The sequence below is a fragment of the Massilia yuzhufengensis genome (assembly GCF_900112225.1).
Lineage (GTDB): Bacteria > Pseudomonadota > Gammaproteobacteria > Burkholderiales > Burkholderiaceae_D > Telluria > Telluria yuzhufengensis.
Map to the genome: position 1 here is coordinate 1 of NZ_FOLD01000030.1, position 26,176 is coordinate 26,176.

Genomic DNA, 26,176 nt, shown 5'->3' on the forward strand with positions numbered 1-26,176 from the left:
GGCCGGCGCGTCACGTCTGCCGAGCGATTGCTGCGCCTGGCAATCAAACCCATCCATAGCGAAAGGTGACAGCGCCAAACTTTGGGGCTTCGACCCCGACGCTAATGTGACACAAGCGACCAACTTCGTACCCTAGATTGTCGCCTTTGAGCACGCACGGTAAATAGGCCAGGTCCCATCTGGGACCATAGGCATTTTTTGGTCGCTCAACAACAAATTGCGTGCCGCCGCTGCTTTGCTTCTGCACACTATTCCCCCTGCGTTGCCAGGGGTAGGGGCATTATTGCTGTCGCGTCCAATCTTTCACGGTAAGTTGGAAGGGATTGCAATGCTGAAAAGGGGCACATCAGGCAGGAAATCGTACGGCAGTTAGGATGCACGCATCCGCTGTGCTCTGGTGTCGGCCGACATGGACCTGCTGCTCGGCTTCTCGGCACGCAGCGCCGGCCTGCCGGTACTGCCGGTGGCGGCGGTCCTGAGCATGGTCTCGGCCGCGCTCCTGGTGCAGCGCGGCATGCGCATCATGGCCGCCGCGCCGTTTGCCTTCCCGGCCGGCCGGATGGATTAAGCGTTCAGACTCAGGCCGAGGTCGGCGCCACGGCGCCGGCCGGCTGTTTCTTGCCGAGCACCAGCAGGCCGAAGGCGGTGGCGAACACGTACATGCTGACCGAGTAGATCGCCGCCGGCAGCATCAGCTGGAAGTCGCCCAGCACCGTCACCGCCACGTAGATCGCCAGCGTGGAATTGTGGATGCCGATCTCGTAGCCGATGGCCACCGCGTTCGGCTTGTCCAGGCCCAGCAGGCGCGGCACGTAGTAGCCCAGGCCCAGGCTGGCGACGTTGAACAGGATGACGGCCAGGCCGATCGAGGCGAACGAGGCCACCAGCGCCTCGCGTTCCTTGGCCAGCGCCACCACCGCCAGCGCCGCCAGCACCAGCATGGAAAAGCGTTTCATGGGCTTGTCCATGCGCGCGGCGAACCCGGGCGCGCGGCTTTTCACGAGCATGCCGATCACCACCGGGATGAGCACGATGCCGATCACTTCCACCACTTTGCCGGTCTGCATCGGCACCACCTGGCCGCTGTTGGCGAAGGTGTCGATGGCGAAGTTGGCGATCAGGGGCAGGCTGACGATCGACAGCACGGTGTTGATGGCGGTGAGCGAGATGTTCATGGCGACGTTGCCGCCGAACAGGTGGCTGAACAGGTTGGCCGACACGCCGCCCGGGGACGCCGCCAGCAGCATCAGGCCGACCGCATAGATGGGCGCCACGCCCAGGGCCACGATGAGGCCGTAGCAGATCGCCGGCAGCACCATGGCCTGCAGCACCAGCGCCAGCACCACGGCCTTGGGGTGGCCGAGCAGGCGGCGGAAGTCGCCGAGGGTGAGGGACAGGCCCAGCCCGAACATGATCAGCGCGAGCGCGCCGATCAGCAGGGTGGGCAACAGGGTGATGAAGTTGCTCATGCGTGGTCTCCGTTATTGTTGGCTTTTTAGCGCGCATGCGGGGCGCGCCACGACAGTGTAGTCCAGTTGATGGGCTGGAAACTATCGAACAAACACGGGCAGATCATCCAGCGGGGCCGAACCGCCGGCGCACGGCGTGGTCGGCGCGCCGCGCGCGAACGACAGGATGCCGCGCCCGCCGCGCTTGGACACATACAGCGCCTCGTCCGCCGCCTGCATCAGGCACTCGAGTTCGGTGCCGTCCTGCGGGAACGAGGCGGCGCCGACGCTGGCCCCGACCGCGTGCCGGGCCAGCTGCGGATGCAGGGACGGCGGCAGCACATCGATCAGGCGCTGGCCGATGCTGGCGATCTCGTCATGCGAGAACGCGCCTTCCATCAGCACCACGAATTCGTCGCCGCCCAGGCGCGCCAGGAATTCGCCGCTGCGCAGCAGTGCCTGGAAACGGTTGGCCACTTCCTTCAGCACCTCGTCGCCGACGCCATGGCCATGGGTATCGTTGACGCCCTTGAAGCGGTCGAGGTCGATGGCGAGCAGGGTGAAGGACTTGCCGCTGCGCAGGCTCTCGGCGGCCAGGCGGCGCGCCCAGCGCTCGAAGAAGCGCCGGTTCGGCAGGCCGGTGAGGACATCGTGCGAGGCTTCCAGCGCCAGGTGCTTGGCCAGCTCGTTGTTGCGGCGCGCGGCCGCGGACAGCGAGCGCCAGGCGCTCGCGGCCATGGCGATCACGGTGGACAGGATCAGGACCAGGGTCACGGCCGCCCGCAGCAGGCGGTCGTTGAAGGCTTCCAGGGTGCGCTCGCGCACCAGGCGCAGGCGGGTCACTTCGCCGAAGATCAGCTGGCGCGCCTCGAGCATCCTGGCGCGCCCGAATCCTTCGCGCACGATGTTGGCGGCGCGGACGCCGTCGCCGCGCCGGGTCAGGGCGATGGTACGTTCGAGTTCCTCGAGTTTGCTTTCCGTGACCTGGCTCAGGCGGCGCACATTGCCCAGGAACTGAGGGTCGCGGTAGCCGGACTGCTCGGCCAGCCGCAGGCTTTCCCGGACCCTGGTGCGCCCCGCCAGGTAGGGCGCCAGGTAGTCCGGGTCAGCGGTGAGCAGGTAGCCGCGCTGGCCGGTCTCGGCGTCGAGCAGGTTCAGCAGCACATTGCGGACCTGGATACGCGCGGTGTCATTGGTGCGCAGTTCGCCCATCGCCTGGCGCAGGGCGACGACATCGCGGACGAAAAAGATGCTCATTGCCGCGATGAGGGCAAGCGCTAACACCAGTGTGATCCCGCTCCGGCGCAGGGGCGGGGCGGGCACGACGTAGGACGTGGGCATAAGGTAGTTTGGCAGGACCGATTACCATATGTTATCCCACCGTAAGATCATTCCTATAAGAACTTGTATTTCACTTAAGAAAGATTTGGAACAATTGTGCCGATTGTCCAACATCCGGGGCGTGCTCAATGGCCGCGCCGCTGCACCAGGGCCGTGCCCACCCCGTGGCGCTTGCCCTCGCTCACAGCGGTCACAGTGCCGTCCGGATTGAACACCAGCGCATTTGCCGCGCCGATTTCCTCAGGCGCCGCTTCCCAGCGCTGGCCGAAGCCTTGCAATGCACGCGCCTGCGCGCTGCCGGGGAAGCCCGGCTCGATCGAAGTCGCGTCGCCATTGCGCTCGGACAGGCGCGGCGCGTTCAGCGCCTGGTCCATCGGCATGCCGAGGTCGATGTAGTTGAAGATGGTCTGCAGCACGGTGGTGATGATGGTCGCGCCGCCCGGGCTGCCGATGGTGAAGGCCGGCTTGCCGTCCTTGAGCGCGATGGTCGGCGCCATGCTCGAGCGCGGGCGCTTGCCGGCTTCCGGCACGTTGGGGTGGGGACCGCTGAAGTCGAAGTCGGTCATCTCGTTATTGAGCAGGAAGCCATAGCCCGGCACCACGATGCCGCTGCCGCCCCAGGATTCGATGGTGAAGGTGTAGGCCACCACATTGCCGTCCTTGTCCGACACCGTCAGGTGGGTGGTGTGGGCGTTTTCCAGTTGCAACCCCTTCGATTGCGGGCGGAGGGGCACGCTCTGGTCGTCCTGGTAGCTGTAGGGGTCGCCGGCGTGGGCGCTGCGCGCGGCCTGCCGCTTGATGAGCTTGCGGCGCTCGGCCGCATAGGCTTTCGAGACGATGCCGGCCACCGGCGCATCGAGGTATTCGGGGTCGGCCAGGTAGGCATTGCGGTCGGCAAAGGCCAGGCGGCTCGCTTCCAGGTAGAGGTGCTCGGCCTCGGCGCGCGGCATGGCTTTGAGGTCATAGCCTTCAAGGATATTCAGTGCTTCGGCGACGGTCGCGCCGCCACTGCTGGGCAGCGGCATGCCGTAGATCTCGTAGCCGCGGTAGGTAGAGCGCAGCGGCTGGCGGATGCGCGCTTCGTAGTTGGCCAGGTCGGCCATCGTCATGCGGCCGGCGCGGGCAGTCTTGCCGGGGTTGAGCGGCGGCGTGTTGACGGCGGCGACGATGGCGCGCGCGATCGGCCCTTCATAAAACGCCTTGACGCCGCCCTGGGCGATCTCGGCATACGCCCTGGCCATGCCGGGGTTGCGGATGACGGCGCCCGGCTGCACGGCCTTGCCACTACGCAGGTAGAGCGCGCTGGTGGGTGCGTATAGCTGAAATTTTCTTTCATTTTCGGCCGTCAAATGACTGAATATTTCAGTCACCGGATAGCCCTTGTTGGCGACCTCGATCGCCGGCGCCAGCACCTGCTTGAAATCCATCGTGCCGTAGCGCTGCAGCGCTTCATGCCAGCCGCGCACGGTGCCGGGCACGCCCACCGCGGCGCCGCTGGCCACGGCCGTGTCGAAGTCGAGCGGCTTGCCGTTTTCCAGGAAGGCGTGGGGCGTGAAGCTGGCCGGGGCCGTTTCGCGGTGGTCGATGGTGATGACGCGCTTGTCCCTGGCCAGGTAGATCACCATGAAGCCGCCACCGCCGATGCCGCAGCTGAACGGGTCGGTCACGCCCAGCGTAGCGGCCGCGGCCACCGCCGCGTCGATCGCGTTGCCGCCCTGGTCCAGGATGGCGAGGGCCGACTGGGATGCCTGCGCGCTGATGGTGGCCACCGCGCCGCCGGTGCCGGTGGCGACCGGCGTCCCGGCCGCCGCCGGGAGGGGCTGCAACACGATGGACAAGGCCAGCCCGCAAGCGAGCGCAGTCGCCTTCATGGCGTCGGTCCTGGTCGCGCGCTTACTGCGCGTACATGTTGAAAGTCACCGGATAGGCGACCGGCGCCGCGCCCGCCATGCCGCGCGGCGGCGGTGGCGTCAGGTGGTCGAGTTCGATGCGCGAGCCGCGCAGCGCCGGCGACATGTAGCCCGGCTGGCCCCGCACGAGGTAGAAGGCCTGGGCCACGCCGCCGACCCGCATCGTGAAGCGGTGCGCGAGGCGGCCGGCCCAGATGCAGCGCGCATTGTCCGGGCAGCGGCTGTCTTCGGCGCCTTCGTAGGTGATGCTGAGGCGCTCGGCCAGCGGCAGGGTCTGGTGCGGGGCGAGCGTGTAGCGCGCTTCCGGCAGGCGGTCGTGGGAGCTGGCGCAGCCGCCCAGCGCGAAGCCGGCGCAGGCCAGGGTGAAGACGCGGAGCAGGGTGTGCATGCGTTCGTCCGGTTGTTTTTCTGGAATGCCCATCATAGCAAACACCGGACGCGCAGTCGCGCACGTGCGCCGGTCCGGCGGCGCGTGCATGTCATGCGGATGTTATTCGTCCGGTCATAAACCCGTCACATTGGCGGACTAGACTTTGCTTCGTGGTCCAGACAACTCCCTCAACCAGGAATAGGAATAACAAGCCAATGTTCAAGAAGATCCTTGCCGGCGCAGCCGCTACGCTCGTGATGTCGACCTCGTTCGCCGCTGACATGACCGGCGCCGGCGCGACCTTCCCGTACCCGATCTACGCCAAGTGGGCCGAGTCGTACAAGGCTGCCACCGGCAACGGCCTGAACTACCAGTCGGTGGGTTCCGGCGCCGGCATCAAGCAGATCAAGGCCAAGACCGTGGACTTCGGCGCCTCCGACATGCCGCTCAAGCAGGAAGACCTGGACGCCGACGGCCTGATGCAGTTCCCGGCCATCATGGGCGGCGTGGTCACCGTGGTCAACGTCGAAGGCATCGCCCCGGGCCAGCTGAAGTTGACCGGCCCGGTGCTGGCCGATATCTACCTGGGCAGAATCACGAAGTGGAACGCCGCCCCGATCGCCGCCCTGAACCCGGGCGTGAAGCTGCCGGACGCCGACATCACCGTCGTGCACCGCGCCGATTCCTCGGGCACCTCCTTCCTGTTCACCGACTACCTGTCCAAGACCAGCAGCGACTGGAAGAGCAACGTCGGCGCCGGCACCACCGTCAAGTGGGCCGTGGGCGTGGGCGGCAAGGGCAACGAAGGCGTCGCCGCCAACGTGCAGCGCATCAAGGGCGCGATCGGTTACGTCGAGTGGGCCTACGCCAAGAAGAACAAGCTGTCGCACACCCAGCTCAAGAACAAGGACGGCGTGTTCCTGCAGCCGGACGACGAGAACTTCAAGGCCGCCGCCGCCGGCGCCGAGTGGACCCGTGCCCCAGGCTTCGGCGTGGTGCTGACCGACGCCGCCGGCAAGCAGAGCTGGCCGATCACCGGCGTGTCCTACATCCTGATGCACCGCACCCAGCTTGATGCCACCAAGGGCGTGGAAGTCCTGAAGTTCTTCGACTGGGCCTACAAGAACGGCGCCCCGGCCGCCGCTGAACTGGACTACGTGCCGATGCCGGCCAACGTCGTCAAGCTGGTGCAGGCCAACTGGAAAGCCCAGATGAAGGACGCATCGGGCAAAGCGATCTACTGATGTCCCGGCATGGGCGGGTCCTTCCCGCCCATGCTTCCCCCCCCCCCCCCCTGCCCGACAATCTCCATGGCCACTGCCAACACCATCGTTCTCGTGGTCGACGACAAGCCGGCCATCGCCGAACTGCTCAAGTATTCGCTGCACGAAGACGAGTGGATCTGGCACAGCGTGCCGAGCCTGGCCCAGGCCTGGGATTTCATCGGGCGCGAACGTCCCGACGTCCTGCTGCAGGAATCCATGCTGCGCCAGGAAGGCGGCATGCGCCTGCTGGCGCGCCTGCGCGGCGCCGGCGGCCTGCGCGCGCGGCCGGTGATCCTGCTGGCCGCCGAATGCAGCGACGCCGAGCGCGCTGCGCCGCCCTCGGTTCCCGAATTCATTCCCCAGCCCCCGCCCGAGGAAGCGCCCGACGAGCGCCTGCTGCGCTCCGGCCGCCTGGTGCTGGACCCGCTTAGCTGCAGCGTGCGGGTCGGCGCCCACAAGGTCGAGGTGCGCCACGCCGAATACCGCTTGCTGCGCTTCCTGCTATGCCACCCCGGCCAGGTGTTCTCGCGCGCCCAGCTGCTCGAACACCTGTGGGAATCCCACGCGTCCCTCGACCAGCGCACCGTGGACGTCCACGTGCTGCGCCTGCGCAAGGCGCTGGGGCGCGCCAAGTCTTTGGTCAAGACCGTGCGCGGCGCCGGCTACATGCTGGCGCCGTCCTGACAACAACAAGAACACCGCTGCATGAGCAAACACCCCGGCCACACCGATCCCCGCACCAACCGCTACCTCGTCGTCACCTGGCCGTTGCTCGCCGTCTTCCTGTGCGCCGCGTTGTGGATCGCCACCGTGCTGCGCGCCGATGCCGAGACCGCGCGCGCCGAAACCCAGGCGCGCAAGGACGCCAGCGCCTATGCGGAAGCCTACGAGCAGGTGATCACGCGCTCGGTCGGGCAGATGGACCAGGTCACCATGCAGCTCAAGTTCAGCTGGGAGCACGGGCGCGACCCCAGCCTGCTCGACGAGCTGCGCCGCGACGGCATGTTCACCGACAGCGCCTTCAGCGCGGTCGCCATCGTCGACCGCGCCGGCATCGTGCGCGCCGCGACCCGCCCGGCGCTGGTGGGCAGCGACCTGTCGACCGGGCCCTGGTTCGTCCAGCACCGCAACCACATCTCCACCGCGCTGCGCATCGGCGCCGCGCCACCGCGCCTGGTTCCCGACGGCGACGGCGCCGGGCAGGTGCTGTTCACGCGCCGGCTCGACACCGCCGACGATGAATTCGACGGCGTCGTGCTGATGGCGGTGGACGCGCGCTACCTCACCTCGTTTGTCAGTCCGGCCACGCTGGGCGCCGGCGGCGTGGTGGCGCTGGCCGGCACTGAGGGGCGCCTGCGCGCCGAGCAGCGCAGCGACGGCGCCGCCTTCGTCGAGGGCGGGCGCGCCGTGCTGCCGCTGCGCGCCAGCCTGTGGCTGAGCGAACGCGGCGTGCGCAAGGTGGAAGGACCCGAGGGTTTCGCCGATGGCCAGGCGCGCGTGCTCGGCTGGCGCCACTCGGACGCCTACCCGCTGGTGGCGCTGGTGGCGCTGTCGCACGGCGCGGCGCTGGAAGCGGCCGCCGCCTCCTGGGTCGACGGCCGCGACCGCGCGATCGCGATTTCGACCTGCCTGCTGCTGCTCGGCGGCGCCGGCGCCATGCTGGCGCGGCGCGCGGTGCTGCGCGAACGCGAGCAGGGCGAAGTGCAGCGCGCCTACCGCACCGCCACCGAGAGCGGCAACGACGGTTTCTACATGGCCGCCGCCGTGCGCGGGCGCGATGGCGCCATCGAGGACTTCCGCATCGTCGACTGCAACGAGCGCGGCGCCTTCTTCTACGGCCTGACACGCGCCACCCTGGTGGGCAGCAGCCTGTCGCGCATCGACAGCGGACTGTTCGGCGACGCGCTGCTGGAGACCTACCGCAAGGCGATGGAAACTGGTTTTCATGAAGACGACCGCAAGATGCCGAGCGATAACCGGCTCAATATCAGCTGGGGACGGCGGCGCCTGGTGCGGGTCGGGAACGGGTTGGCCGTCACGCTGCAGGACATCAGCGAGCGCAAGGCCCACGAATCCCAGCTCGAGCGCCTCGCCAACGAAGACGTGCTCACCGGCCTGGCCACCCGCCACGCCTTCCTCGATGCGATGCCGGCGCTGCTGGCGCAGGCGCGCGCCGGCGAATCCGGGCTGGCGCTGCTGTTCATCGACCTCGACGAATTCAAGCACGTCAACGACAGCCACGGCCATGCGGTCGGCGACGCACTGCTGAAAAACGCGGCGCAGCGCTTGCTGTCGCTGCTGCGCCCCACCGACCGGGTGGCGCGCTTCGGCGGCGACGAATTCCTGGCGCTGCTGCACCCGGTCGAGGGCGAGCGCCAGGCCGCCTCGGTGGCGGCGCGCATCGTCGAGGCCTTCGCCGTGCCCTTCCTGATCGGCGACGATTTGCACGCGGTGGGGGCGTCGATCGGCATCAGCATGTTCCCGCGCGACGGCCAGGACGCCGAAACCCTGGTGCGCCACAGCGACATTGCGATGTACGCCGGGAAGAACGAGGGCAAGGGCCAGTACCGCTTCTTCGACCCGGCGCTGTCGAACACCCTCAATTCGCGTGCGCGCCTGAAGCAAAGCATGCTTGAAGCGATCGAGCGCGACCAGTTCACCCTGTTCTACCAGCCGCGCGTGGACGTGCACAGCGGCGAGTTGCTCAGCATGGAGGCGCTGATCCGCTGGCAGCACCCGGAACTGGGCATCGTCTCGCCCGCCGAGTTCATCCCGCTGGCCGAAAGCACCGGCATCATCGTGCGCATCGGCGAAGTCGTGATCGACCAGGCCTGCGCCCAGCTGGCCGCCTGGCGCGACGCCGGCCTGCGCCTGGTGCCGGTGTCGATCAACGTCTCGCCCAAGCAGTTCCTGCGCGGCGGCGTGCAGCGCCAATTGAGCGCGGCCCTGCACCGCCACCGGGTGCCGGCCAGCCTGATCGAAGTCGAGATCACCGAGTCGGCCATGATGGGCGACCACGACGAGATCCTGGCCGAACTGGCCGCGCTGCGCGCGCTGGGCGTGAAGCTGCACGTGGACGATTTCGGCACCGGCTACTCGTCGCTGTCGCAGCTGCAGCGCCTGAAGATGGACGTGCTGAAGGTGGACCGCGCCTTCACCTCGGAGCTGGGCAACTCGAAAGAGGGCAAGGTGTTCTTCCAGGCCATCGTGTCGATGGCGCATGCACTCGGCATGTCGGTGGTGGCCGAAGGCGTCGAGACCGGGGAACAGCTGGACATCCTGCGCGGGCTCGATTGCAACGAGGTGCAGGGCTACTACATCGCGCGCCCGGTGCCGGCCGCCGGCATGCAGGACATGATGCAAAGGCGCTTCCTGCTCGGCGCGCCGCAAGTTGCAAGCGCGGAAAATAGCGCCTAGAATGCCTGCGCCCCCGGGGACTCCCTTCGCGCCCTGCGCAGGTCTCCGGGCCGGACCGGAAGCCCCGCATGAATTTGACCGCCCTGATGTTCCTCGCCCTTGCCATGTCGACCGACGCCTTTGCCGCCGCAATCGCCAAGGGCGCCGCCATGCGCAAGCCCACCTTGCCGCAGGCGCTGCGCATCGGCCTGCTGTTCGGCTGCATCGAGACCGTCACGCCCGTCATCGGCTGGGCCCTCGGTTCGCTGGCCGCCGACGCCATCCGCCAGTGGGACCACTGGATCGCCTTCTTCCTGCTGCTCGGCCTGGGCGGACGCATGATCTGGCTCTCCTTCGGCGAGGACGACGAGGAAGAAGGGGAGCAGACCGGGTCGCCCAAGCTGCTGGTGCTGGTGCTCACGGCGGTCGCCACCAGCATCGATGCGATGGCGGTCGGCGTCGGGCTGGCGTTTGTCGACGTGTCGATCGTGCGCGCGGCCCTGTCGATCGGCGCGGCCACCACCATCATGGTCACCATCGGCGTGCTGCTCGGGCAGCGCCTGGGCGCCGCCGTGGGCCGCAACGCGGAGCGCATCGGCGGCGTGGTGCTGGTGCTGGTCGGCACCACCATCCTGATCGAACACCTGTCGGCGTGACGCCGGGAGAGCGCATGCGCACCCTTCCGATCCGCCTGCATCCGCAACAAAACCTGCGCCGCGCGCTGGAAGGCTTGGCTTCGGCGGAAAACATCCAGGCCGGCTTCGTGCTGCAGGGGATCGGCAGCCTGGGCGTGGCCATGATCCGCTTTGCCGGCATGGATCAGGCCCTTGAGCTGCGCGGCGACATGGAAATCCTCACGCTGTCAGGCTCGCTGTCGCCCGATGGCGCCCACCTGCACATCACGGTGGCCGACGCGCAGGGGCGCGTCACGGGCGGGCATGTGGCCTACGGCTGCACCGTGCGCACCACGGCGGAAATCCTGGTGGCGGAGCTGCCGGGAGTGCAATTCAGCCGCGAACCGGATGCCGAATCGGGTTGCAAGGAACTGGTGATCCGCGGCGCGCCGCCGGCGCACGCCTAAGGGTAGTGTTCGGCGTCGGGCGGCGGCACCACCCACGCGTGCATGCGGTCCTCGTACACCGACACCGTCGGCGCAGGGAAGCCCGGATCGGCGAAGGCGCCGACGGGAATGGAGACGAAGCCCGGCAGTCCCAGCGGTTCGTAATACACCGTCACACCGCAGTGCGGGCAGAAGTGGAAGCGCGCGCCCGGGCCCTCGTCGCCGACGCGCAGGAATGGCGTCGAGCCGCCCGTGACGCTGACCTGCTCGCGCGCGAACCTGGCTTGCTGGCTGAAGGGGCCGCCGGTACGGCGCTGGCAGGCCAGGCAGTGGCAGATCGAGTTGCGCACCGGCTCTCCGGTGACCTGCGCCGAGAGCTGGCCGCAACTGCAGGCCGCAAGCCGCGTAACCATGCCGGCTCAGCCGCGCACGGCCGCTTCGATCGCCGCCACGTCGATTTTCTTCATCGTCATCATGGCCTCGAATGCGCGTTTCGCCACGCCCTGGTCCGGATTGGCGATGGCCGAGGTGAGCACGCGCGGCGTGATCTGCCACGACAAGCCCCATTTGTCCTTGCACCAGCCGCACTCGCTTTCCTGGCCGCCGTTATTCACGATGGCGTTCCACAGGCGGTCGGTTTCTTCCTGGTCGTCGGTCGCGACCTGGAAGGAGAATGCTTCGCTGTGCTTGAAGGTCGGCCCGCCATTGAGGCCAATGCAGGGAATGCCGGCAACCGTGAAGTCGACCGTCAGCACGTCGCCCTGCTTGCCGGCAGGGTAATCGGAGGGCGCGCGGAAGATACTGCCGACCTTGCTGTCGGGGAAGGTGGCGGCGTAGAACTGCGCCGCTTCCAGGGCTGAACCGTCGAACCAGAGGCAGACCGTGTTTTTGCTGACCATGTTATTGCTCCAATGTTGGAAGGAACCGGAAAACAAGGGGACGTCGCATCGGCCAGCATAGCGCAGGCGGGCGCTTCTTTGCTATAAAAACATCAATCCAGGTCGGCGGCGCTGTGGCGTTCCGGCACCTGCTCGGCCGGGTTGCCGCGCACCCGGTTGACCTTGCGGCCGCGCATCACGGCCGGGCGCCTGGCGATGTCTTCGGCCCAGCGCCGCACGTGGCCGTACTCGTGCACGGACAGAAAGTCGCCCGCCTCGTACAGCTCGCCGCGCGCCATGCCGCCGTACCATGGCCAGATGGCCATGTCGGCGATTGTGTAGTCGTCGCCGGCGACGTAGCGGTGCTTGGTGAGCTGGCGCTCCAGCACGTCGAGCTGGCGCTTGGTTTCCATGGCGTAGCGGTCGATCGGGTATTGCAGCTTCTCGGGCGCGTAGGCGTAGAAGTGACCGAAGCCGCCGCCCACGAAAGGCGCCGAGCCCATCTGCCAGAACAGCCAGTTCATGGCCTCCGTGCGCGCCACGCCATCGCTGGCCAGGAAGGCGCCGAATTTTTCCGCCAGGTAGAGCAGGATCGCGCCCGATTCGAACACGCGCACCGGCTCTGTCCCGCTGCGGTCGACCAGCGCCGGGATCTTGGAATTGGGGTTGATGTCGACGAAGCCGCTCGAGAACTGTTCGCCTTCGTTGATGCGGATGAGCCAGGCGTCATACTCGGCGCCCGTGTGGCCCAGGGCCAGCAGCTCTTCGAGCATGATGGTCACCTTGACGCCGTTGGGCGTGGCGAGCGAATACAGCTGCAGCGGGTGCTTGCCGACCGGCAGCTCCAGCTCGTGGGTGGGGCCGGCGACCGCGCGGTTGATGCTGGCGAAGGTGCCGCCATTGGAGGCGGGCGGGGTCCAGACTTTGGGTGGGACGTAGGTCATCGAGGGCTCCTTGGAGATGCTGGACGAAAGCCTGCATTCTATCCGCGCGCCGGGTGGCGCGCTTGGGCGTCCCTCAGGCCGCGCGCGCGGAAATCACGGGCGCGGTGTCGGATTGCTACAAGCTACCCGCATCGGGTTTTTTGCACATTGACAACGCAAATGGCGATTGCGGGCGCCGTTCACGATTACAATTTGCCCTCCAACCCAGCCAGCGGAGACGCCATGCAAGTAGTCGCAGCCCACAGCAGGTCGATCAAGGCCTTCGCCGGCGAATACGTGATGATCGTCTTGAGTATCGTCACCGCTCTGGCGCTGGAGAACGGGGTACGCAGTTACCAGCAGGCGCGCGAGGCGCAGGAAGCGGCGCGCAGTCTCGATGCCGAAATCGCCCTCAACATCGCCGAGACCCGTAGCGCGATCGGGCATAACACTGCGCAGGCCCAGAAGGTGAACGGCTTCAAGAAAATCCTGCTGGCGGACATCAAGGCGGGTGTCGGCGACAAGGAGGCGATCCGGCACACGATGGCCGGCCAGGATTTCGGCGTAAGCATGGTCACACCGTCGCTGCAGCACGAGGCCTGGGATGTCGCCGTGGCCAACCAGTCGCTCAGCCACATGCCGCCCGCCCAGCTGCAACGCTATGCAAAGCAGTATGCCAGCATGCGCGACCTGCAGGCGGTGCTGGCCGGAAAGGGAAACGGCTTCCTGAACTTGCCGCAGTTCTCCGATACGTTCAGCAATTTCCAGATGGACGAGCTGGATGCCCGCGCTCTGTACCGCGTCCTCACCCAGATGGGCTCGCTGTATGAGACCAATGCCAGCATGTTGCAGGATCTCGAGAAGCAGCTGGTGGAAGAGCAGCGGCGCACGCTCAAGCTGGCGCAGCGCTAGGCGAGCGGACTGGAGAGTTTGACAGTCCGACTGTTCGGGAACTCGCGCTAGCCTCTTGCAGCGATTCCTTTGTTAACGCAAAAACGTCGTTCCCGCCAAGGCGGAAACGACGCGCGTACTGCTACTCACTGATTACTTAAACAAACGCCGCCAGCGCGCCCTTCATTTTCTTCAGCGCAGCCGATTCGATCTGGCGGATGCGCTCGGCCGACACGCCGAACTCTTCAGCCAGCGTATGCAGGGTGGCGCCCGAGCCGTCGTCGTTGGCCAGCCAGCGTGCTTCGACGATGCGGCGCGAACGCGGGTCCAGCTTGCCCAGGGCGGTCTCGATGCCTTCCGACTGCAGGCGGGTGACGGCCTCGGCTTCCAGCACCTTGGTCGGTTCCTGCTGGTCGGACGACAGGTAGGCGATCGGGGCGAACTTGTCGTCGTCGTCGTCGGTCGGCGATTCGAGCGCGATGTCGCGGCCCGACAGGCGGGTTTCCATCTCGATGACTTCTTCGCGCTTGACGTCCAGCATCTTCGCCAGGTCGTCGACCTGGGTCGGGGTCATCGCGTCCAGGCCCACCTTGTTGCTGCGCAGGTTGAAGAACAGCTTGCGCTGGGCCTTGGTCGTGGCGACCTTCACCAGGCGCCAGTTCTTCAGGATGTATTCGTGCATCTCGGCCTTGATCCAGTGCATCGCGTACGACACCAGGCGCACGCCCTGGTTCGGGTCGAAACGCTTGACCGCTTTCATCAGGCCGATATTGCCTTCCTGGATCAGGTCGGCGTGCGGCAGGCCGTAGCCGAGGTAGCCGCGCGCGATCGAGACCACCAGGCGCAGGTGCGACAAGACCAGCTTTTGCGCGGCGTCGAGGTCGTTGTCGTCGCGCAGGCGCTTGGCCAGCGATTGTTCTTCTTCGTGGGTCAGCATCGGCAGGCGGTTGACGGCCGAGATGTAGGCGTCAATATTGCCGAGATTGCCGGTAAAACCCAGGTTCAGGGCACGTGTGCCGGCTGGAACCAATGCGGATTGTGCTGACATGTTCATTTCCCTCGTAGTAGTCCTGCTGCATCCGGATGTGCCACCGACCCATGTCGCGCGACACCAGCGTACCTGCTCCTTACCGGATGCCTTCCTTGAATTTTCGCTGTCTTGAGGCATATATTAGCACTCTCCACGTGGGAGTGCCAGGCAACCCATTGGTTTGCCAAACTCGATTAAGCTTGGCTAAAGTATTGCCATTGGGAATCAAAAATAGTCGATTTAACTGTAGAGCAGGGAACTGTCGATTGGTTGACGCAGCTCAAAAGTGAGCCAGAAACAGCTGGAAATCGTATTAGGGACAGATTAAAGGCGCAGGAAGCGGCCTTCTGTTGGATGGCGCACCTTGGACCGGCGAGCGATGTAGGAATATCGCCCGTCTGGTCGTAGGGTGGCCGGCAGGGCCGGCCACCGCGGCTTATTGCGAGCGCGCCAGGGTGCGCTGCACCGACAGCATTGCCCCGATCAATCCCAGCCCGGCGCTGATGGCCAGGATCCCGGAAATTTCCGGCCCGCCGAGCGGCGCCAGCTGGAACTCCGACGCGTACAGGCGGGCAAATTCGCCGATCGCACGGTTCAGCGGCGCCAGCGCCAGCGTCACCGCGCCCAGGGCGGCCGCGCCGGAACACAGGCCCAGCAGGGCGCCCGTATAGTAGAACGGGCGGTGGATGAAGTTGTCGGTCGCGCCCAGCAGCTTGGAGACGGCGATCTCTTCCTTCTGCGTGAGCACCTGCAGGCGAATGGTATTGAACACCACGGCGATCACGACGATGCCCAGCGTCACCGCCAGCAGCAGCAGCGCCAGGCGCAGGATGCCCAGCAGGGCGGCCAGGCGCTTGACCCAGGCCGAGTCGACCTGCACGGTTTCAACACCAGGCAAGGCGCGCAGCCGTTCCACCATCGCATCGACGCCGCCGGCGGCGGCGCTGCTGGAAAAACCTTCCAGCTTGAGCACGTAGCTGTCCGGCAGCGGGTTTTCGCCGAGGGTATCGAGTACGTCGCTCAGCCCGCTCTTCTCCTTGAGCGATGTGAGCGCTTCCTCACGCGGGATGAAGACGACGCTGGCCTTGCCGGTGCCGGCAGCGATCGCGCGGATCTGCGGCGCCAGGCCAGCCGCTTCTTCGCGGCTCGCTTCCGCCTTCATGAACAGGCTGATTTCCGGATCGACCGACAGCTGTTCGGACAGCGGCCGCACATTGTCGAGCAGGGTAATGCCGGCAAACGGTAACGTGAGCGCGAGCGCGACCACGAGCACGTTGAACAGGAAGCTGCCCGGCGCCTTGCGCACCGAGGACAGCGCCGCGCCGAGCGCGAAGCGGTGCTGGCGGAACCACGGGCTCATGCGCCACCCCCGACCAGCTGGCCATGTTCCAGGTGGATCACGCGCGCCGCGCCATCGAGCACCTGCTCGTCGTGGGTCGAGATCACGCAGGTGACCCCGACGGCATTGAAGGCGCGCAGCGCCTCGATCACGCGGTCGGCCGCGGCGCGATCGAGGTTGGCGGTCGGTTCGTCGGCCAGGATGATCTGCGGCCGGTTGACGATGGCGCGCGCGATCGCCACGCGCTGCTGCTCGCCGCCGGACAGTTCCAGGGGCAACGCCCTGGCGCGGTCGCCCAGCCCCACCTTGTCGAGCGCGGCGCGGGCGCGGCCTTCGGCTTGCGCCTTCGGCGCGCCGGTCACCAGCAGCGGCAGCATCACGTTGGCCAGGATGTTGCGGTCGTTGAGCAGGCGCTGGTGCTGGAAGATCAGGCCCAGGTTACGGCGCAGGAAAGGGATGCCGGCCTTGCGGATGCGGCCGATGTCCTGGCCATTGACGGTCACCACGCCGCTGGTCGGGCGCTCGACCGCGGCCACCATCTTCATCAGGGTCGACTTGCCGGCGCCGGACGGGCCGGCCAGGTAGACCAGCTCGCCCTTGGCGATATTGATGGTGACGTCGCGCAGCGCATAGGCGTCGGGGGAATACTGTTTGGAGACGGACTGGAATTCGATCATCTGGGCTTATCCCAACAATGCTTCGACGAATTCTTCGGCATCGAAGGGCTGCAGGTCGTCCAGCTTTTCGCCCACGCCGATGAAATACACCGGCACCGGGCGGGTGCGCGCGATCGCGGCCAGCACGCCGCCCTTGGCGGTGCCATCGAGCTTGGTGATCACCAGGCCCGTGAGCTGCAGCGCGTCGTCGAAGGCTTTGACCTGCGCCAGCGCGTTCTGGCCGGTATTGCCGTCGATGACCAAGAGCAGTTCGTGCGGGGCGCCTTCCATGCCCTTGCCGATGACGCGCTTGATCTTCTTGAGTTCTTCCATCAGGTGCAGCTGGGTCGGCAGGCGGCCGGCGGTGTCGATCATGACGACATTGGTGCCGCGCGCCTTGCCCGACTGGACCGCGTCGAAGGCCACCGCGGCCGGGTCGCCCGAGGCCTGCGAGATGACGGTGACGTTGTTGCGCTGGCCCCAGACCATCAGCTGCTCGCGCGCGGCGGCGCGGAAGGTGTCGCCCGCAGCCAGCAGCACCGACTGGCCGAAGCCCTGCATGTGCTTGGCGAGCTTGCCGATGGTGGTGGTCTTGCCGGCGCCGTTGACGCCCGCGATCATCATCACCAGCGGCTCGTGGCGGCCCAGTTCCAGCGGCTTTTGCAGCGGCAGCAGGAGCTCGATCATCAGCTCCTTGAGCGCCACCTTGACGGCGGCGGCGTCGAGCAGCTTGTCGTCCTTCACGCGGCGGCGCAGGGCGTCGAGCAGGTAGTCGGTGGCGTCGATGCCGGCGTCGGACATCAAGAGCGCGGCTTCGAGTTCCTCGTACAGGTCTTCATCGATGCGCGCGCCGACGAACAGCAGCGACAGGTTGCTCGAAGTCTTGGACAAGCCGGTCTTCAGGCGCGCCATCCACGACTGTTTTTTTTCAAGCGCGGTGCTCGGGCGTTCGGCGGTTTCCGGGAACAGCTCGCCGGCGTCGAGGGCGCCGGGAACGAACATAGGCGCTGGTGCCGACGTAGGCAGCGCGCCGGGCACGAACATAGGCGTGGATGCAATCGGCTCGGAGGCCGGTGCAGGCTGCGCGGGCGCGGGCGCGCTTGGCTCGGGGACCTCGGTCTCCGGCTTCTTTCTTTTGAAGAAACTAAACATAGTGTGGTAGCGGGTTCCTGCGCGCAGTGCCGGCGGGCGCCGGCGATGAAAAAAGTAGCGAATATTTTACCAGAGCAGCAAGATGGCACCGGCGTGCGCGGCCTGGCGGCCTGGAAGATGCACTTGAGGAACTAACTGTTGCGTGATTGATGAAACCGATAGACAGCTCAACAGGGCGCTTCTGGAAATCGATGGCGACTTACGTTACATTGAACACGGAGAGAAAACGTCACGTAAACAACGGGAAACACCGTGAAAATTTCGAGCTTCCTCAAGCGCCTCATCTACGGCGACAAGGCCACAAACGGCCGTGCCGCGGCCATGCGCAACGTCATCGCCTGGGCCTTCATCGCCCTGGTCGCCCTGTTCCTGACCAAGCCTTCTTCTCGCGAGCCGGCCAGCTTCTTCGATAAACCGATCCCGCTGCCGGCGGAACTGGGCCTGGGGCAGTGAGCCGCCAGGCCTTCACGGGTGCTTAGCGGCCGGCCTTGGCCGCTTCGGCCGTCTTGCGGATGGTCTCGAGCGTGGCGTTCGGCGTGATCAGGTTGCCGTCGTAGCGCAGTTCGATCACGGCCGGCAGCTGGTGGGCGTTGGCATGCTCCACCGCGCGCTGCAGCGCCGGCGCGAATTCTTCCGTCTTTTCCACCACTTCGCCATGGCCGCCATAAGCGCGCGCCAGCGCGGCAAAATCCGGATTGGCCAGCTCGGTGCCCGACACGCGGCCCGGGTAGTCGCGCTCCTGGTGCATGCGGATGGTGCCGAACATATTATTGTTGAACACCAGGATGATCACGCCCGCCTTGTACTGCACGGCGGTGGCCAGTTCCTGGCCGGTCATCATGTATTCGCCGTCGCCGGCAAAGGTGACCACGGTGCGCTGCGGGTCGATGATCTTGGCCGCCACGCCGGCCGGCACCGCGTAGCCCATTGCGCCATTGGTCGGCGCGAGCTGGGTGCGCATGCCGCCGTAGCGGTAGAAGCGGTGCGCCCACGAGGCGTAGTTGCCGGCGCCATTCGTGATGATGGTGTCGCGCGGCAGCGCCGCCATCAGCTCCTGCACCACCTGCCACAGGTCGAGCGGGCCGCCGCCGTCGCGGAAGATCGGCGGCTGCTGCTGGTAAGCGGCCAGGTCGGCCTTCGCTTCTTCCACCGTATGCGCCCACGCCGACGCATCCACCGGTTCCATCGCGGCCAGCATGGCGCAAGCCTGCGGCGCGCCGCTGGCGACCATCAGGTCGGCCTGGTAGACGCTGCCCAGTTCCTCGGTGTCCGCATGGAAGTGCACCAGGCGCTGGCGCGGCACCGGGGAGGCCAGCAGCGAGTAACCGCTGGTGGTCATCTCGCCCAGGCGCGGGCCAATGGCGATGACCAGGTCGGCCTCTTTCACGCGCGCGGCCAGCTTCGGGTTGATGCCGATGCCGACGTCGCCGACGTAGTTCGGGTGCGCGTTGTCGAGCAGGTCCTGGAAGCGGAAGGTGCAGCCCACCGGCAGGTGGTTGGCTTCGGCAAAGCGCTGCAGGTCCGCACACGCTTGATCATTCCAGGTGCCGCCGCCCAGCAGCACGATCGGGCGCTTGGCTTGCGCCAGCATGCCGCGCAGGGTGTCGATTTGTGCGCTCGAAGGCGAGGCCTGCACCGGCTGGTAGCGGCGCGCGTCGGCCACTTGCGCCGTCTGCACCAGCATGTCTTCCGGCAGCGCCAGCACCACCGGGCCGGGCCGGCCGCTGGTGGCGACCTGGAACGCGCGCGCGATGTATTCGGGGATGCGGTCGGCGCGGTCGATCTGCGTGACCCATTTCGCCATCTGGCCGAACATGCGGCGGTAGTCGATTTCCTGGAAGGCTTCGCGGTCGATGAAGTCGCTGCCGACCTGGCCGATGAACAGGATCATCGGGGTCGAGTCCTGGTAGGCCGTATGCACGCCGATCGAGGCATTGGTGGCGCCGGGGCCGCGGGTGACGAAGCAGATGCCGGGTTTGCCGGTCATCTTGCCGTAGGCCTCGGCCATGAACGCCGCTCCGCCTTCCTGCCGGTTGATCACGAAGCGGATGCTCGAGTCATGCAGCGCGTCCAGCACGTCGAGGTAGCTTTCGCCGGGTACGCCGAAGGCCGTGTCCACGCCGTGGATGTGGAGCGCATCGACCAGGATCTGGCCGCCGGTGCGGGAAGGGTGGGTCATGGTTCGGTCATCCTTGCAGGTTGGGTAACAAGGGATTTTATGCGAGCCGGTGGGCGCGGGCTTTTGAAATGGCGACACGAAGTTTCAGAAATGGTGGGGGATGTGACGAACTTGGATTCCCGCCTTCGCGGGAATGACGTGCATGTTTTGTGTCCGAGCGATGCAGTCCGGAGTTGCTACCTGAAGACCGTCATTCCGGCGCAGGCGGGGACAATGCCACTGGCATTGGCCCCCCAAGTTTCCCTGAAAACCCACACCGCCCCCTTGCACCCGCTCCCCCACCCCCCCCAATCGGTTACAATGCCCCCGTGAAGCAGGCCAGGCAGCCGCTGGTCCACGCCGCAAGGTCGGGGACGGGAGGAAGGTCCGGACTCCATAGAGCAGGGTGACGGTTAACGGCCGTCCGCTGAAAGCCGCAAGGTATAAGGCGAGGAATAGGGCCACAGAGACGAGCGTATTCAGTTACGGTGAAACGCGGTAACCTCCACTCGGAGCAATTCCAAATAGGCACGCGTTGATGTTGCTCGCGGAGCGTGCGGGTAGGAAGCTTGAGCGCTGGAGTAATCCAGCGCCTAGAGGAATGGCTGTCCAGGCGGCGACCCGCAAGGGGAACCGCTACACAGAATCCGGCCTATCGGCCTGCTTTACATTGAATTTTGCGGTCCATCGAGGCCGCACCGCCTCCGGTGGAGCCAACGATGCAGAAATACATCCTTGCCCTCGACCAGGGCACCACCAGCTCGCGCGCGATCGTGTTCGACCACTACGGCCTGCCGGTTGCGAGCAGCCAGCAGGAATACCCCCAGCATTTTCCCCAGCCGGGCTGGGTCGAGCACGACGCGCTCGACATCTGGCACAGCCAGCTCGCCTGTGCCCGCGACGCATTGAAACAGGCCGGCATCGACGCCGCGCAAGTCGCCGCCATCGGCATCGCCAACCAGCGCGAAACCACGGTGCTGTGGGACCGCGCCACCGGCGAACCCGTGGCCCGCGCCATCGTCTGGCAAGACCGCCGCACCGCTGGCCTGTGCGACCAGTTGCGCGAACAGGGCAGGGCGGCGGACATCCAGCAGCGCACCGGCCTCGAAGTCGACGCCTATTTTTCCGCCACCAAGCTGCAATGGCTGCTCGAGCACGTGCCGGGCGTGCGCGAACGCGCGGAACGCGGCGAACTGGCCTTCGGCACCGTCGACAGCTGGCTGGTCTACCGCCTGTGCGGGCGCCACGTCACCGACGCCAGCAACGCCTCGCGCACGATGCTGTTCAACATCCACACGCTGGGCTGGGACGACGAGCTGCTTGGGCTGTTCGACATCCCGGCCAGCCTGTTGCCCGACCTCGTCGCCAGCGCCGAAGTGGTGGGCCTGGCCGCCCCTGAATGGTTCGGCGGCGCCATCCCGATTGCCGGCATCGCCGGCGACCAGCAGGCCGCCACGTTTGGCCAGGCCTGCCACCGCAAGGGCCTGGTCAAGAACACCTATGGCACCGGATGCTTCATGCTGATGCATGCGGGCGACACGCCGCCACGCTCGCACAACCGCCTGCTCTCCACCGTCGGCTGGTCCATCGGCGGCGCCACCGACTACCTGTTAGAAGGCAGCGTCTTCATGGGCGGCGCCACCGTGCAGTGGCTGCGCGATGGCCTGGGCATCATCCGGCAATCGAGCGACGTCGAGCCGCTCGCCCTGAGCGTGCCGGACAGCGGCGGCGTGATGCTGGTGCCGGCGTTTACGGGGCTGGGCGCGCCGCACTGGGACCAGTACGCGCGCGGCGCCATCGTCGGCATGACGCGCGGGACCACCGCCGCCCACATCGCGCGCGCCGCGGTGGAGGCGATCGCCTACCAGAGCGCCGAACTGCTGGTGGCGATGCAGAAGGACGCCGACTGCAGCGTCACCGAGATCCGCGCCGACGGCGGCGCCGCCCGCAATGACCTCTTGATGCAGTTCCAGGCCGACCTGCTCGGCGTGCCGGTGGCGCGGCCCCACGTCATCGAGACCACCGCGCTGGGCGCGGCCTACCTGGCCGGGCTGGCGGTGGGCTACTGGGAATCACGGGACGACATCGCCCGCCAGTGGCGCACCGAGCGCCGCTACGAACCCATGATGGACGCCGGCCGCCGCCAGGAGCTGATGGCGCGCTGGGCGCGGGCGGTGGAGCACGCCAAGGGCTGGGCCGGCGACTGACCGGCAACTGGCGGCCTGCGGCTGCAAGTCGCGCCGCCTGCATGCGCTTGGTCGCGAGAGCGCACGCGCGGCAGCAGGCCTGGCTATGCTGGGCCCATTCCTACTCCACCGGAGCCCAGCATGCTGCCGCAAATCCTCGCCAAAACCCCCCTCTACGTCTGGGCCATCCTCGCCTTCCTGGTCTATCGCGGCGTGGTCGCTGCGCGCGACCGCGACATGACGGCCACCCGCATGCTGGTGATTCCGCTGGCGATGCTGGCGCTGTCGCTGCAGGGCATGGCGACCAAGTTCGGCGCCAGCCCGGTCGCCTGGAGCGCGTGGCTGCTCGGCGCCGGCGCCCTCATGCTGCAGCGCTGGACCAGCAGCGGCGAACGGATCAGCGCGGGCAGCGTGGCGGGCAGCGTGCGGGTGCGCGGCAGCTGGGCGCCGCTGGTCCTGATGCTGACCATCTTCCTGGTCAACTACACGGTGGCGGTGGCGCTTGCGATCCGGCCGGTTCTCGCGGCGCACGCGGTCTTCGCCACCACCGCCTGCGGCCTGTTCGGCGCATCGAGCGGCTACTTCCTGGGCCAGCTGGCCCGCGACCTGGCGGCCTGGCGCAGGATGCTATCCTTGCATCCTGACGCAAGCGAATTAGGGACGACATGAAACCGAAATACTGGTTCCCGGCCAGGTCGCCGGAACACGGGTGGGGATGGGGGTTGCCGCAGGCCTGGCAGGGCTGGGTGGTGTTCATCGGCTTCTTCGTGCTGCTGGCGGCCGGCGCCGCCGTGCTGCTGCCGCAGCGCGCCTTCAGCTTCATGTTGCTGGTCACGGTGCTGGTCGCGCTGCTCATTTTCATCTGCGCGAAAAAGGGCGAGCCGCCGGGCGCGTTCCCGCGCCGCTGAGCGCAAACGGCGCGTCTCCCATGCCGGGCCGCCCGGCTAGGCCGCCTGGCCGCCGGCAGCCGGTCCGAATTCATAGGACGCCATCGGCACCTTCATCACATGGTCGACGAAGAGGGCACGTCCGGGGTCGTCGCCGGCGGCGCCGGCCACCACCATCAGCGGCACCAGGTGGTCTTCGCGCGGATGGGCCAGGCGTGCACCGGGAGCCTGCTCCCAGTCGAGCAGCATGCGCTGGCGCGTCGCGCCATTTTCGGCGCTGATGGCGGTGTGCAGGTAGCTTTCGAAGCTCGATGCCACCGCGGTCGATTCGTCGCGGCCGAAGCCCCGCATATTGTGGTACGTGAGGCCGCTGCCGATGATCAGCACACCTTCGTCGCGCAGCGGGGCCAGGGCCGCGCCGGCGCGCAGGTGCGCGGCCGGATCGTAATCCGCGCGCATCGACAGCATGACGATCGGGATGTCGGCGTCCGGATACATCAGGCCGATCGGGACGAACACCCCGTGGTCGTAGCCGCGTTCGGCGTCCGTCGCCGTGGCCAGGCCCGCGCCCTCGAGCAGCCCGCGCACCTGCTGCGCCAACGCGGGAGCGCCAGGCGCCGGGTAGCTGAGGTGGTAGGTATGTTCGGGGAAGCCGTGGTAGTCGTATTCCATCGGCGGCCGCGCCGCGGTCGAGACGGTGAAGCCGGCCGCTTCCCAGTGACCGGAAATCACCAGGATCGCCTTGGGTTTGGCCGGCAAGCGGCCGGGCAGGGCGGCGAACTCCTGCGCGGTGCGGGCGTAGGCCGAGCGCATCTGCTCGATGTAGGGCCATGGCCCGCCGCCATGGGACAGGAAATAGACGGGCATTCTCGTGGTGTTCATGGTCGCCTCCGGCGTCGACATGCTGGTTGAAGTAAGGAGTGCCTGGCTGCATGCTTTGCTTCAGCCCTGCGGCTACTGTAACCCGGGCTTGTTTCTCGCACTAGATGGTAAAGTCGGGAATCATTGTGCAGGAGAATGGACAATCACATGGACCTGGACGCCATCGCCGTCTACGTGAAGGTGGTCGAGGCGCGCAGCTTCTCGGGCGCCGCACGCTTGCTGAACATGCCGAAGACCACGGTCAGCGCCAAGGTCGCCGCGCTGGAAAAGCGCCTCGGGGTCACGCTGCTGCACCGGACCACACGCTCCCTGCACGTGACCGATGCGGGCGAACGCTACTACCGCCATTGCGCCAAGGCGGTGCAGGAAATCGAACTGGGCGAAGCCGCGCTGGTGTCGGCGCGCGACCAGCCCGGCGGCCTGCTGCGGGTGACGGCGCCGGTGGACATCGGCCACACGCTGCTGCCGCGCATCACGCGGGCCTACCTCGAAGCCTATCCCGGAACGAGCGTGGAAATGGTCGTCACCAATCGCATGGTCGACCTGGTCGCCGAAGGCATCGACCTGGCGGTGCGCGTGGGTGTGCTGAAGGATTCGTCCATGGTGGCGCGGCGTTTCTTCGACCTGTCGCTGCAGCTGTGGGCCGCGCCGTCCTATCTTGAAACCGCCGGCACGCCCCGCCACCCGAAAGACCTGGCGCGCCACCGCTACGTCGGCTACACGAGCATGCAGCCAGTGGTGCTGGCCAGGGGCAAGGTGGAACTCGAGGCGCCGGTACGGGCGCGCGCCATGGCCGATGACTTCGAGGCCATCAAGGCGATGCTGGTGCTGGGCGAAGGCATCGGGCTGCTGCCCGACTTCCTCGCCGCCGAGGCAGCGGCGTCAGGCGCTCTGGCGCCGGTGCTGGCCGCATGGAAGCGCAAGGCCAGCGGCGGATTTTCCTTCCTCTACCCGGGGCGCAAGTACGCCTCGCCGAACACCCAGGCATACATCGCGACAGCGCTGGCGCTGGTCAAGGAGGGCATGGCCCCGGACGTGACAATTCGAGAGTTTGCAAGCCGGCCGCCGGTGGCATGATCGCGTGATCTTAGCGAAGGAGCCGACGCCAATGCAGCCAGTGAAACCTCAAGGAAGGCCGGCACTGCTGGTTATGCTGCTGGGCGCCAGCCTGGCCTGTTCCACGCTGGCCGAAGCGGCGCCGTTTTCCTACATGGACATCCTGAAGCGGGCCGAAGGCCGGGCCGGCGCGCCCGCCGTGTTCGCGAAACTGGACGCGATGAACCAGCAGGAGCGCAGCGCCTTCCTCGACGAGCAGCGCGGCGCGCTCGACATGCTGCGCAATATGCGCTCGCTGGTGGGCGACGCCAGCGGCACGGCGCAGGCCTCCGCCTGGGTCGACATTGCCAGCGACCTGCCCGCCAGGTACGCGTCCCAAAGCGGGACAGTGCTGGAAGGGGCCAAGGCCGAAGACGCGCTGCAGGCGATCGTGCGCGAGGCCGCCAACCGGCAAATCGTCATCCTCAACTAAGCCCACCACGTCCCCGTTGGCCGCGTGTTCGCCGCCCGGCTGGCCAGGGAACTGCGCAAGATCGGTTTTACTTACCTGGCCTGCGAAACCTTCGACGAGCATCTTTCCGCGCGTCCCGCCGCCATCACCGGGGACATGGGCTTTTATTCGCGCGAACCGATGTACGCGGGCTTCCTGCGCAGCGCACTGCGCGACGGCTGGACCTTCGTCGGCTACGACACCCATGCGGAAGCCGCCACCCAGCTTGAGCGCAACCGGCTGCGCGAAGTGGGCGCCGCCAGGAACATCATGGACAAGGTCTTCGCCGGGGACCCGAAGGCGAAGGTCTTTGTCTACGTGGGCTACGGCCACGCCATGAAGCAGAAAGAGGCGAATGGCGACGGCTGGAAATCGCTCGCGACCCTGCTGCGCGAAGGGCAGGGCAGCGAGCCGCTGACGATCGACCAGGCCACCATGGTCGCGCGCGGCGACGCCCGCGTCGACCATCCGCAGTACCGGGCGACGATGCGGCGCCTGGCGCCGGCGCAGCCGATCGTGCTGAAAGCGGCGGCGGGCGGGTACGCCGTGCTGGCCGGCGTACCGGGCGGCTACGACATGCAGGTATTCCATCCCGACGAGACGGCCCTGAACAAGGATGGGCGGCCGCTGTGGATGGAGCGCCAGGCCGGCCTGCGTCCCCATCCGGTGCCTTTGACACTGCTGCCTGCCAGTGGGCGCCGGCTGGTGCAGGCGTATCACATCGAGGATGGAGACCAGGCCGTGCCGGCCGACCAGGTGCTGGTCGAAGCGGGCAAGCCGGCGCCGGCGTTCATGCTGCCGAATGGGCAGTTCCGCTACGGACACGAAGAGTGAAGTAGGTCGGAAGCCGCGTCCGAA

At 67.0% G+C, this 26,176-nt stretch carries 27 protein-coding genes and 1 other RNA gene; 15 read left to right on the forward strand and 13 right to left on the reverse strand.

Annotated elements, in window-relative coordinates; genetic code table 11:
- The first annotated feature begins 409 nt into the window (after positions 1–409).
- On the forward strand, positions 410–568 hold the full coding sequence (locus BM031_RS25640) for a hypothetical protein (protein ID WP_177207832.1): 159 nt from the start codon (positions 410–412) through the stop codon (positions 566–568).
- A 10-nt stretch (positions 569–578) separates the two neighbouring features.
- Here BM031_RS25640 and BM031_RS20080 read toward each other — a convergent pair whose 3' ends face one another.
- The 4 genes from BM031_RS20080 to BM031_RS20095 form a co-directional block, all read right to left on the reverse strand.
- Entirely contained in the window at positions 579–1,469 is an 891-nt protein-coding gene (locus BM031_RS20080) for a bile acid:sodium symporter family protein (protein ID WP_091876336.1), read from the reverse strand.
- Between the two features lie 81 nt (positions 1,470–1,550).
- The gene (locus BM031_RS20085; RefSeq protein WP_177207833.1) at positions 1,551–2,705 is read right to left on the reverse strand and encodes a GGDEF domain-containing protein; all 1,155 of its coding nucleotides are present in this window, start codon (positions 2,703–2,705) and stop codon (positions 1,551–1,553) included.
- 209 nt (positions 2,706–2,914) lie between these two features.
- Positions 2,915–4,660, reverse strand: a complete 1,746-nt coding sequence (gene ggt, locus BM031_RS20090; protein ID WP_091876338.1) for a gamma-glutamyltransferase — start codon at positions 4,658–4,660, stop codon at positions 2,915–2,917.
- A gap of 22 nt (positions 4,661–4,682) precedes the next feature.
- Complete coding sequence (locus BM031_RS20095) at positions 4,683–5,087, reverse strand: hypothetical protein (protein ID WP_229409067.1); 405 nt, start codon at positions 5,085–5,087, stop codon at positions 4,683–4,685.
- A 197-nt stretch (positions 5,088–5,284) separates the two neighbouring features.
- Between BM031_RS20095 and pstS the strand changes: the two genes are divergently transcribed.
- The 5 genes from pstS (at position 5,285) to BM031_RS20120 (ending at position 10,811) form a co-directional block, all read left to right on the forward strand.
- A complete protein-coding gene (gene pstS / locus BM031_RS20100; protein ID WP_091876340.1) occupies positions 5,285–6,313 on the forward strand; it encodes a phosphate ABC transporter substrate-binding protein PstS in 1,029 nt (342 codons plus the stop codon).
- A gap of 66 nt (positions 6,314–6,379) precedes the next feature.
- A complete protein-coding gene (locus tag BM031_RS20105; RefSeq protein WP_091876341.1) occupies positions 6,380–7,018 on the forward strand; it encodes a winged helix-turn-helix transcriptional regulator in 639 nt (212 codons plus the stop codon).
- Positions 7,019–7,039: 21 nt separating this feature from the next.
- Positions 7,040–9,751: a bifunctional diguanylate cyclase/phosphodiesterase gene (locus tag BM031_RS20110; protein WP_091876342.1), complete on the forward strand. Its 2,712-nt coding sequence runs from the start codon at positions 7,040–7,042 to the stop codon at positions 9,749–9,751.
- Positions 9,752–9,819: 68 nt separating this feature from the next.
- The gene (locus BM031_RS20115) at positions 9,820–10,386 is read left to right on the forward strand and encodes a manganese efflux pump MntP (RefSeq protein WP_091876343.1); all 567 of its coding nucleotides are present in this window, start codon (positions 9,820–9,822) and stop codon (positions 10,384–10,386) included.
- Between the two features lie 14 nt (positions 10,387–10,400).
- Complete coding sequence (locus BM031_RS20120) at positions 10,401–10,811, forward strand: PPC domain-containing DNA-binding protein (RefSeq protein WP_091876344.1); 411 nt, start codon at positions 10,401–10,403, stop codon at positions 10,809–10,811.
- Here the strand turns inward: BM031_RS20120 and BM031_RS20125 are convergent.
- The 3 genes from BM031_RS20125 to yghU form a co-directional block, all read right to left on the reverse strand.
- Positions 10,808–11,203: a GFA family protein gene (locus tag BM031_RS20125; RefSeq protein WP_091876345.1), complete on the reverse strand. Its 396-nt coding sequence runs from the start codon at positions 11,201–11,203 to the stop codon at positions 10,808–10,810. The genes BM031_RS20120 and BM031_RS20125 overlap by 4 nt on opposite strands.
- Positions 11,204–11,209: 6 nt before the next feature.
- Positions 11,210–11,689: a VOC family protein gene (locus BM031_RS20130; RefSeq protein ID WP_091876346.1), complete on the reverse strand. Its 480-nt coding sequence runs from the start codon at positions 11,687–11,689 to the stop codon at positions 11,210–11,212.
- Positions 11,690–11,781: 92 nt separating this feature from the next.
- A complete protein-coding gene (gene yghU / locus BM031_RS20135) occupies positions 11,782–12,612 on the reverse strand; it encodes a glutathione-dependent disulfide-bond oxidoreductase (RefSeq protein ID WP_091876347.1) in 831 nt (276 codons plus the stop codon).
- A gap of 222 nt (positions 12,613–12,834) precedes the next feature.
- On the opposite strand from yghU, the gene BM031_RS20140 reads away from it, so the two are divergent.
- Positions 12,835–13,503: a hypothetical protein gene (locus tag BM031_RS20140; RefSeq protein WP_143084656.1), complete on the forward strand. Its 669-nt coding sequence runs from the start codon at positions 12,835–12,837 to the stop codon at positions 13,501–13,503.
- A gap of 136 nt (positions 13,504–13,639) precedes the next feature.
- Here BM031_RS20140 and rpoH read toward each other — a convergent pair whose 3' ends face one another.
- From rpoH to ftsY, 4 genes are all read right to left on the reverse strand, one after another.
- Entirely contained in the window at positions 13,640–14,530 is an 891-nt protein-coding gene (gene rpoH / locus BM031_RS20145) for an RNA polymerase sigma factor RpoH (RefSeq protein ID WP_091876349.1), read from the reverse strand.
- Positions 14,531–14,948: 418 nt separating this feature from the next.
- Positions 14,949–15,872 (reverse strand): permease-like cell division protein FtsX, encoded by a 924-nt coding sequence (gene ftsX, locus BM031_RS20150; protein WP_091876350.1) that lies wholly within the window; start codon positions 15,870–15,872, stop codon positions 14,949–14,951.
- Entirely contained in the window at positions 15,869–16,528 is a 660-nt protein-coding gene (locus BM031_RS20155) for a cell division ATP-binding protein FtsE (RefSeq protein ID WP_091876351.1), read from the reverse strand. Before BM031_RS20155 ends, ftsX begins: the two co-directional genes overlap by 4 nt.
- A 6-nt stretch (positions 16,529–16,534) precedes the next feature.
- Positions 16,535–17,659, reverse strand: coding sequence for a signal recognition particle-docking protein FtsY (gene ftsY / locus BM031_RS20160; RefSeq protein ID WP_091876352.1), 1,125 nt, complete (start codon positions 17,657–17,659; stop codon positions 16,535–16,537).
- Positions 17,660–17,911: 252 nt separating this feature from the next.
- Between ftsY and BM031_RS20165 the strand changes: the two genes are divergently transcribed.
- Complete coding sequence (locus BM031_RS20165) at positions 17,912–18,112, forward strand: hypothetical protein (protein WP_091876353.1); 201 nt, start codon at positions 17,912–17,914, stop codon at positions 18,110–18,112.
- 22 nt (positions 18,113–18,134) lie between these two features.
- Here the strand turns inward: BM031_RS20165 and BM031_RS20170 are convergent, their stop codons facing one another.
- A complete protein-coding gene (locus BM031_RS20170; RefSeq protein ID WP_091876354.1) occupies positions 18,135–19,838 on the reverse strand; it encodes a thiamine pyrophosphate-binding protein in 1,704 nt (567 codons plus the stop codon).
- A 310-nt stretch (positions 19,839–20,148) separates the two neighbouring features.
- Between BM031_RS20170 and rnpB the strand changes: the two genes are divergently transcribed.
- The 4 genes from rnpB (at position 20,149) to BM031_RS20190 (ending at position 22,911) form a co-directional block, all read left to right on the forward strand.
- An RNA gene (rnpB, locus tag BM031_RS20175) (RNase P RNA component class A) lies at positions 20,149–20,488 on the forward strand.
- Positions 20,489–20,536: 48 nt separating this feature from the next.
- Positions 20,537–22,024, forward strand: coding sequence for a glycerol kinase GlpK (glpK, locus tag BM031_RS20180; RefSeq protein ID WP_091876355.1), 1,488 nt, complete (start codon positions 20,537–20,539; stop codon positions 22,022–22,024).
- A gap of 120 nt (positions 22,025–22,144) precedes the next feature.
- Entirely contained in the window at positions 22,145–22,672 is a 528-nt protein-coding gene (locus BM031_RS20185; protein ID WP_091876356.1) for a DUF6622 family protein, read from the forward strand.
- Complete coding sequence (locus tag BM031_RS20190; protein ID WP_091876357.1) at positions 22,669–22,911, forward strand: hypothetical protein; 243 nt, start codon at positions 22,669–22,671, stop codon at positions 22,909–22,911. Before BM031_RS20185 ends, BM031_RS20190 begins: the two co-directional genes overlap by 4 nt.
- 36 nt (positions 22,912–22,947) lie before the next feature.
- Here the strand turns inward: BM031_RS20190 and BM031_RS20195 are convergent, their stop codons facing one another.
- Positions 22,948–23,772 (reverse strand): DODA-type extradiol aromatic ring-opening family dioxygenase, encoded by an 825-nt coding sequence (locus BM031_RS20195; protein WP_091876397.1) that lies wholly within the window; start codon positions 23,770–23,772, stop codon positions 22,948–22,950.
- A gap of 147 nt (positions 23,773–23,919) precedes the next feature.
- Here BM031_RS20195 and BM031_RS20200 point away from each other — a divergent pair, with 147 nt between their 5' ends.
- Genes BM031_RS20200 through BM031_RS20210 form a run of 3 tightly spaced genes read left to right on the forward strand, consistent with a single transcriptional unit; the run spans position 23,920 to position 26,152 of the window.
- On the forward strand, positions 23,920–24,849 hold the full coding sequence (locus BM031_RS20200; RefSeq protein WP_177207835.1) for a LysR family transcriptional regulator: 930 nt from the start codon (positions 23,920–23,922) through the stop codon (positions 24,847–24,849).
- Between the two features lie 31 nt (positions 24,850–24,880).
- Positions 24,881–25,300 (forward strand): hypothetical protein, encoded by a 420-nt coding sequence (locus tag BM031_RS20205; RefSeq protein ID WP_143084657.1) that lies wholly within the window; start codon positions 24,881–24,883, stop codon positions 25,298–25,300.
- A 24-nt stretch (positions 25,301–25,324) separates the two neighbouring features.
- Positions 25,325–26,152 (forward strand): hypothetical protein, encoded by an 828-nt coding sequence (locus BM031_RS20210; protein WP_091876360.1) that lies wholly within the window; start codon positions 25,325–25,327, stop codon positions 26,150–26,152.
- Positions 26,153–26,176: the final 24 nt, after the last annotated feature.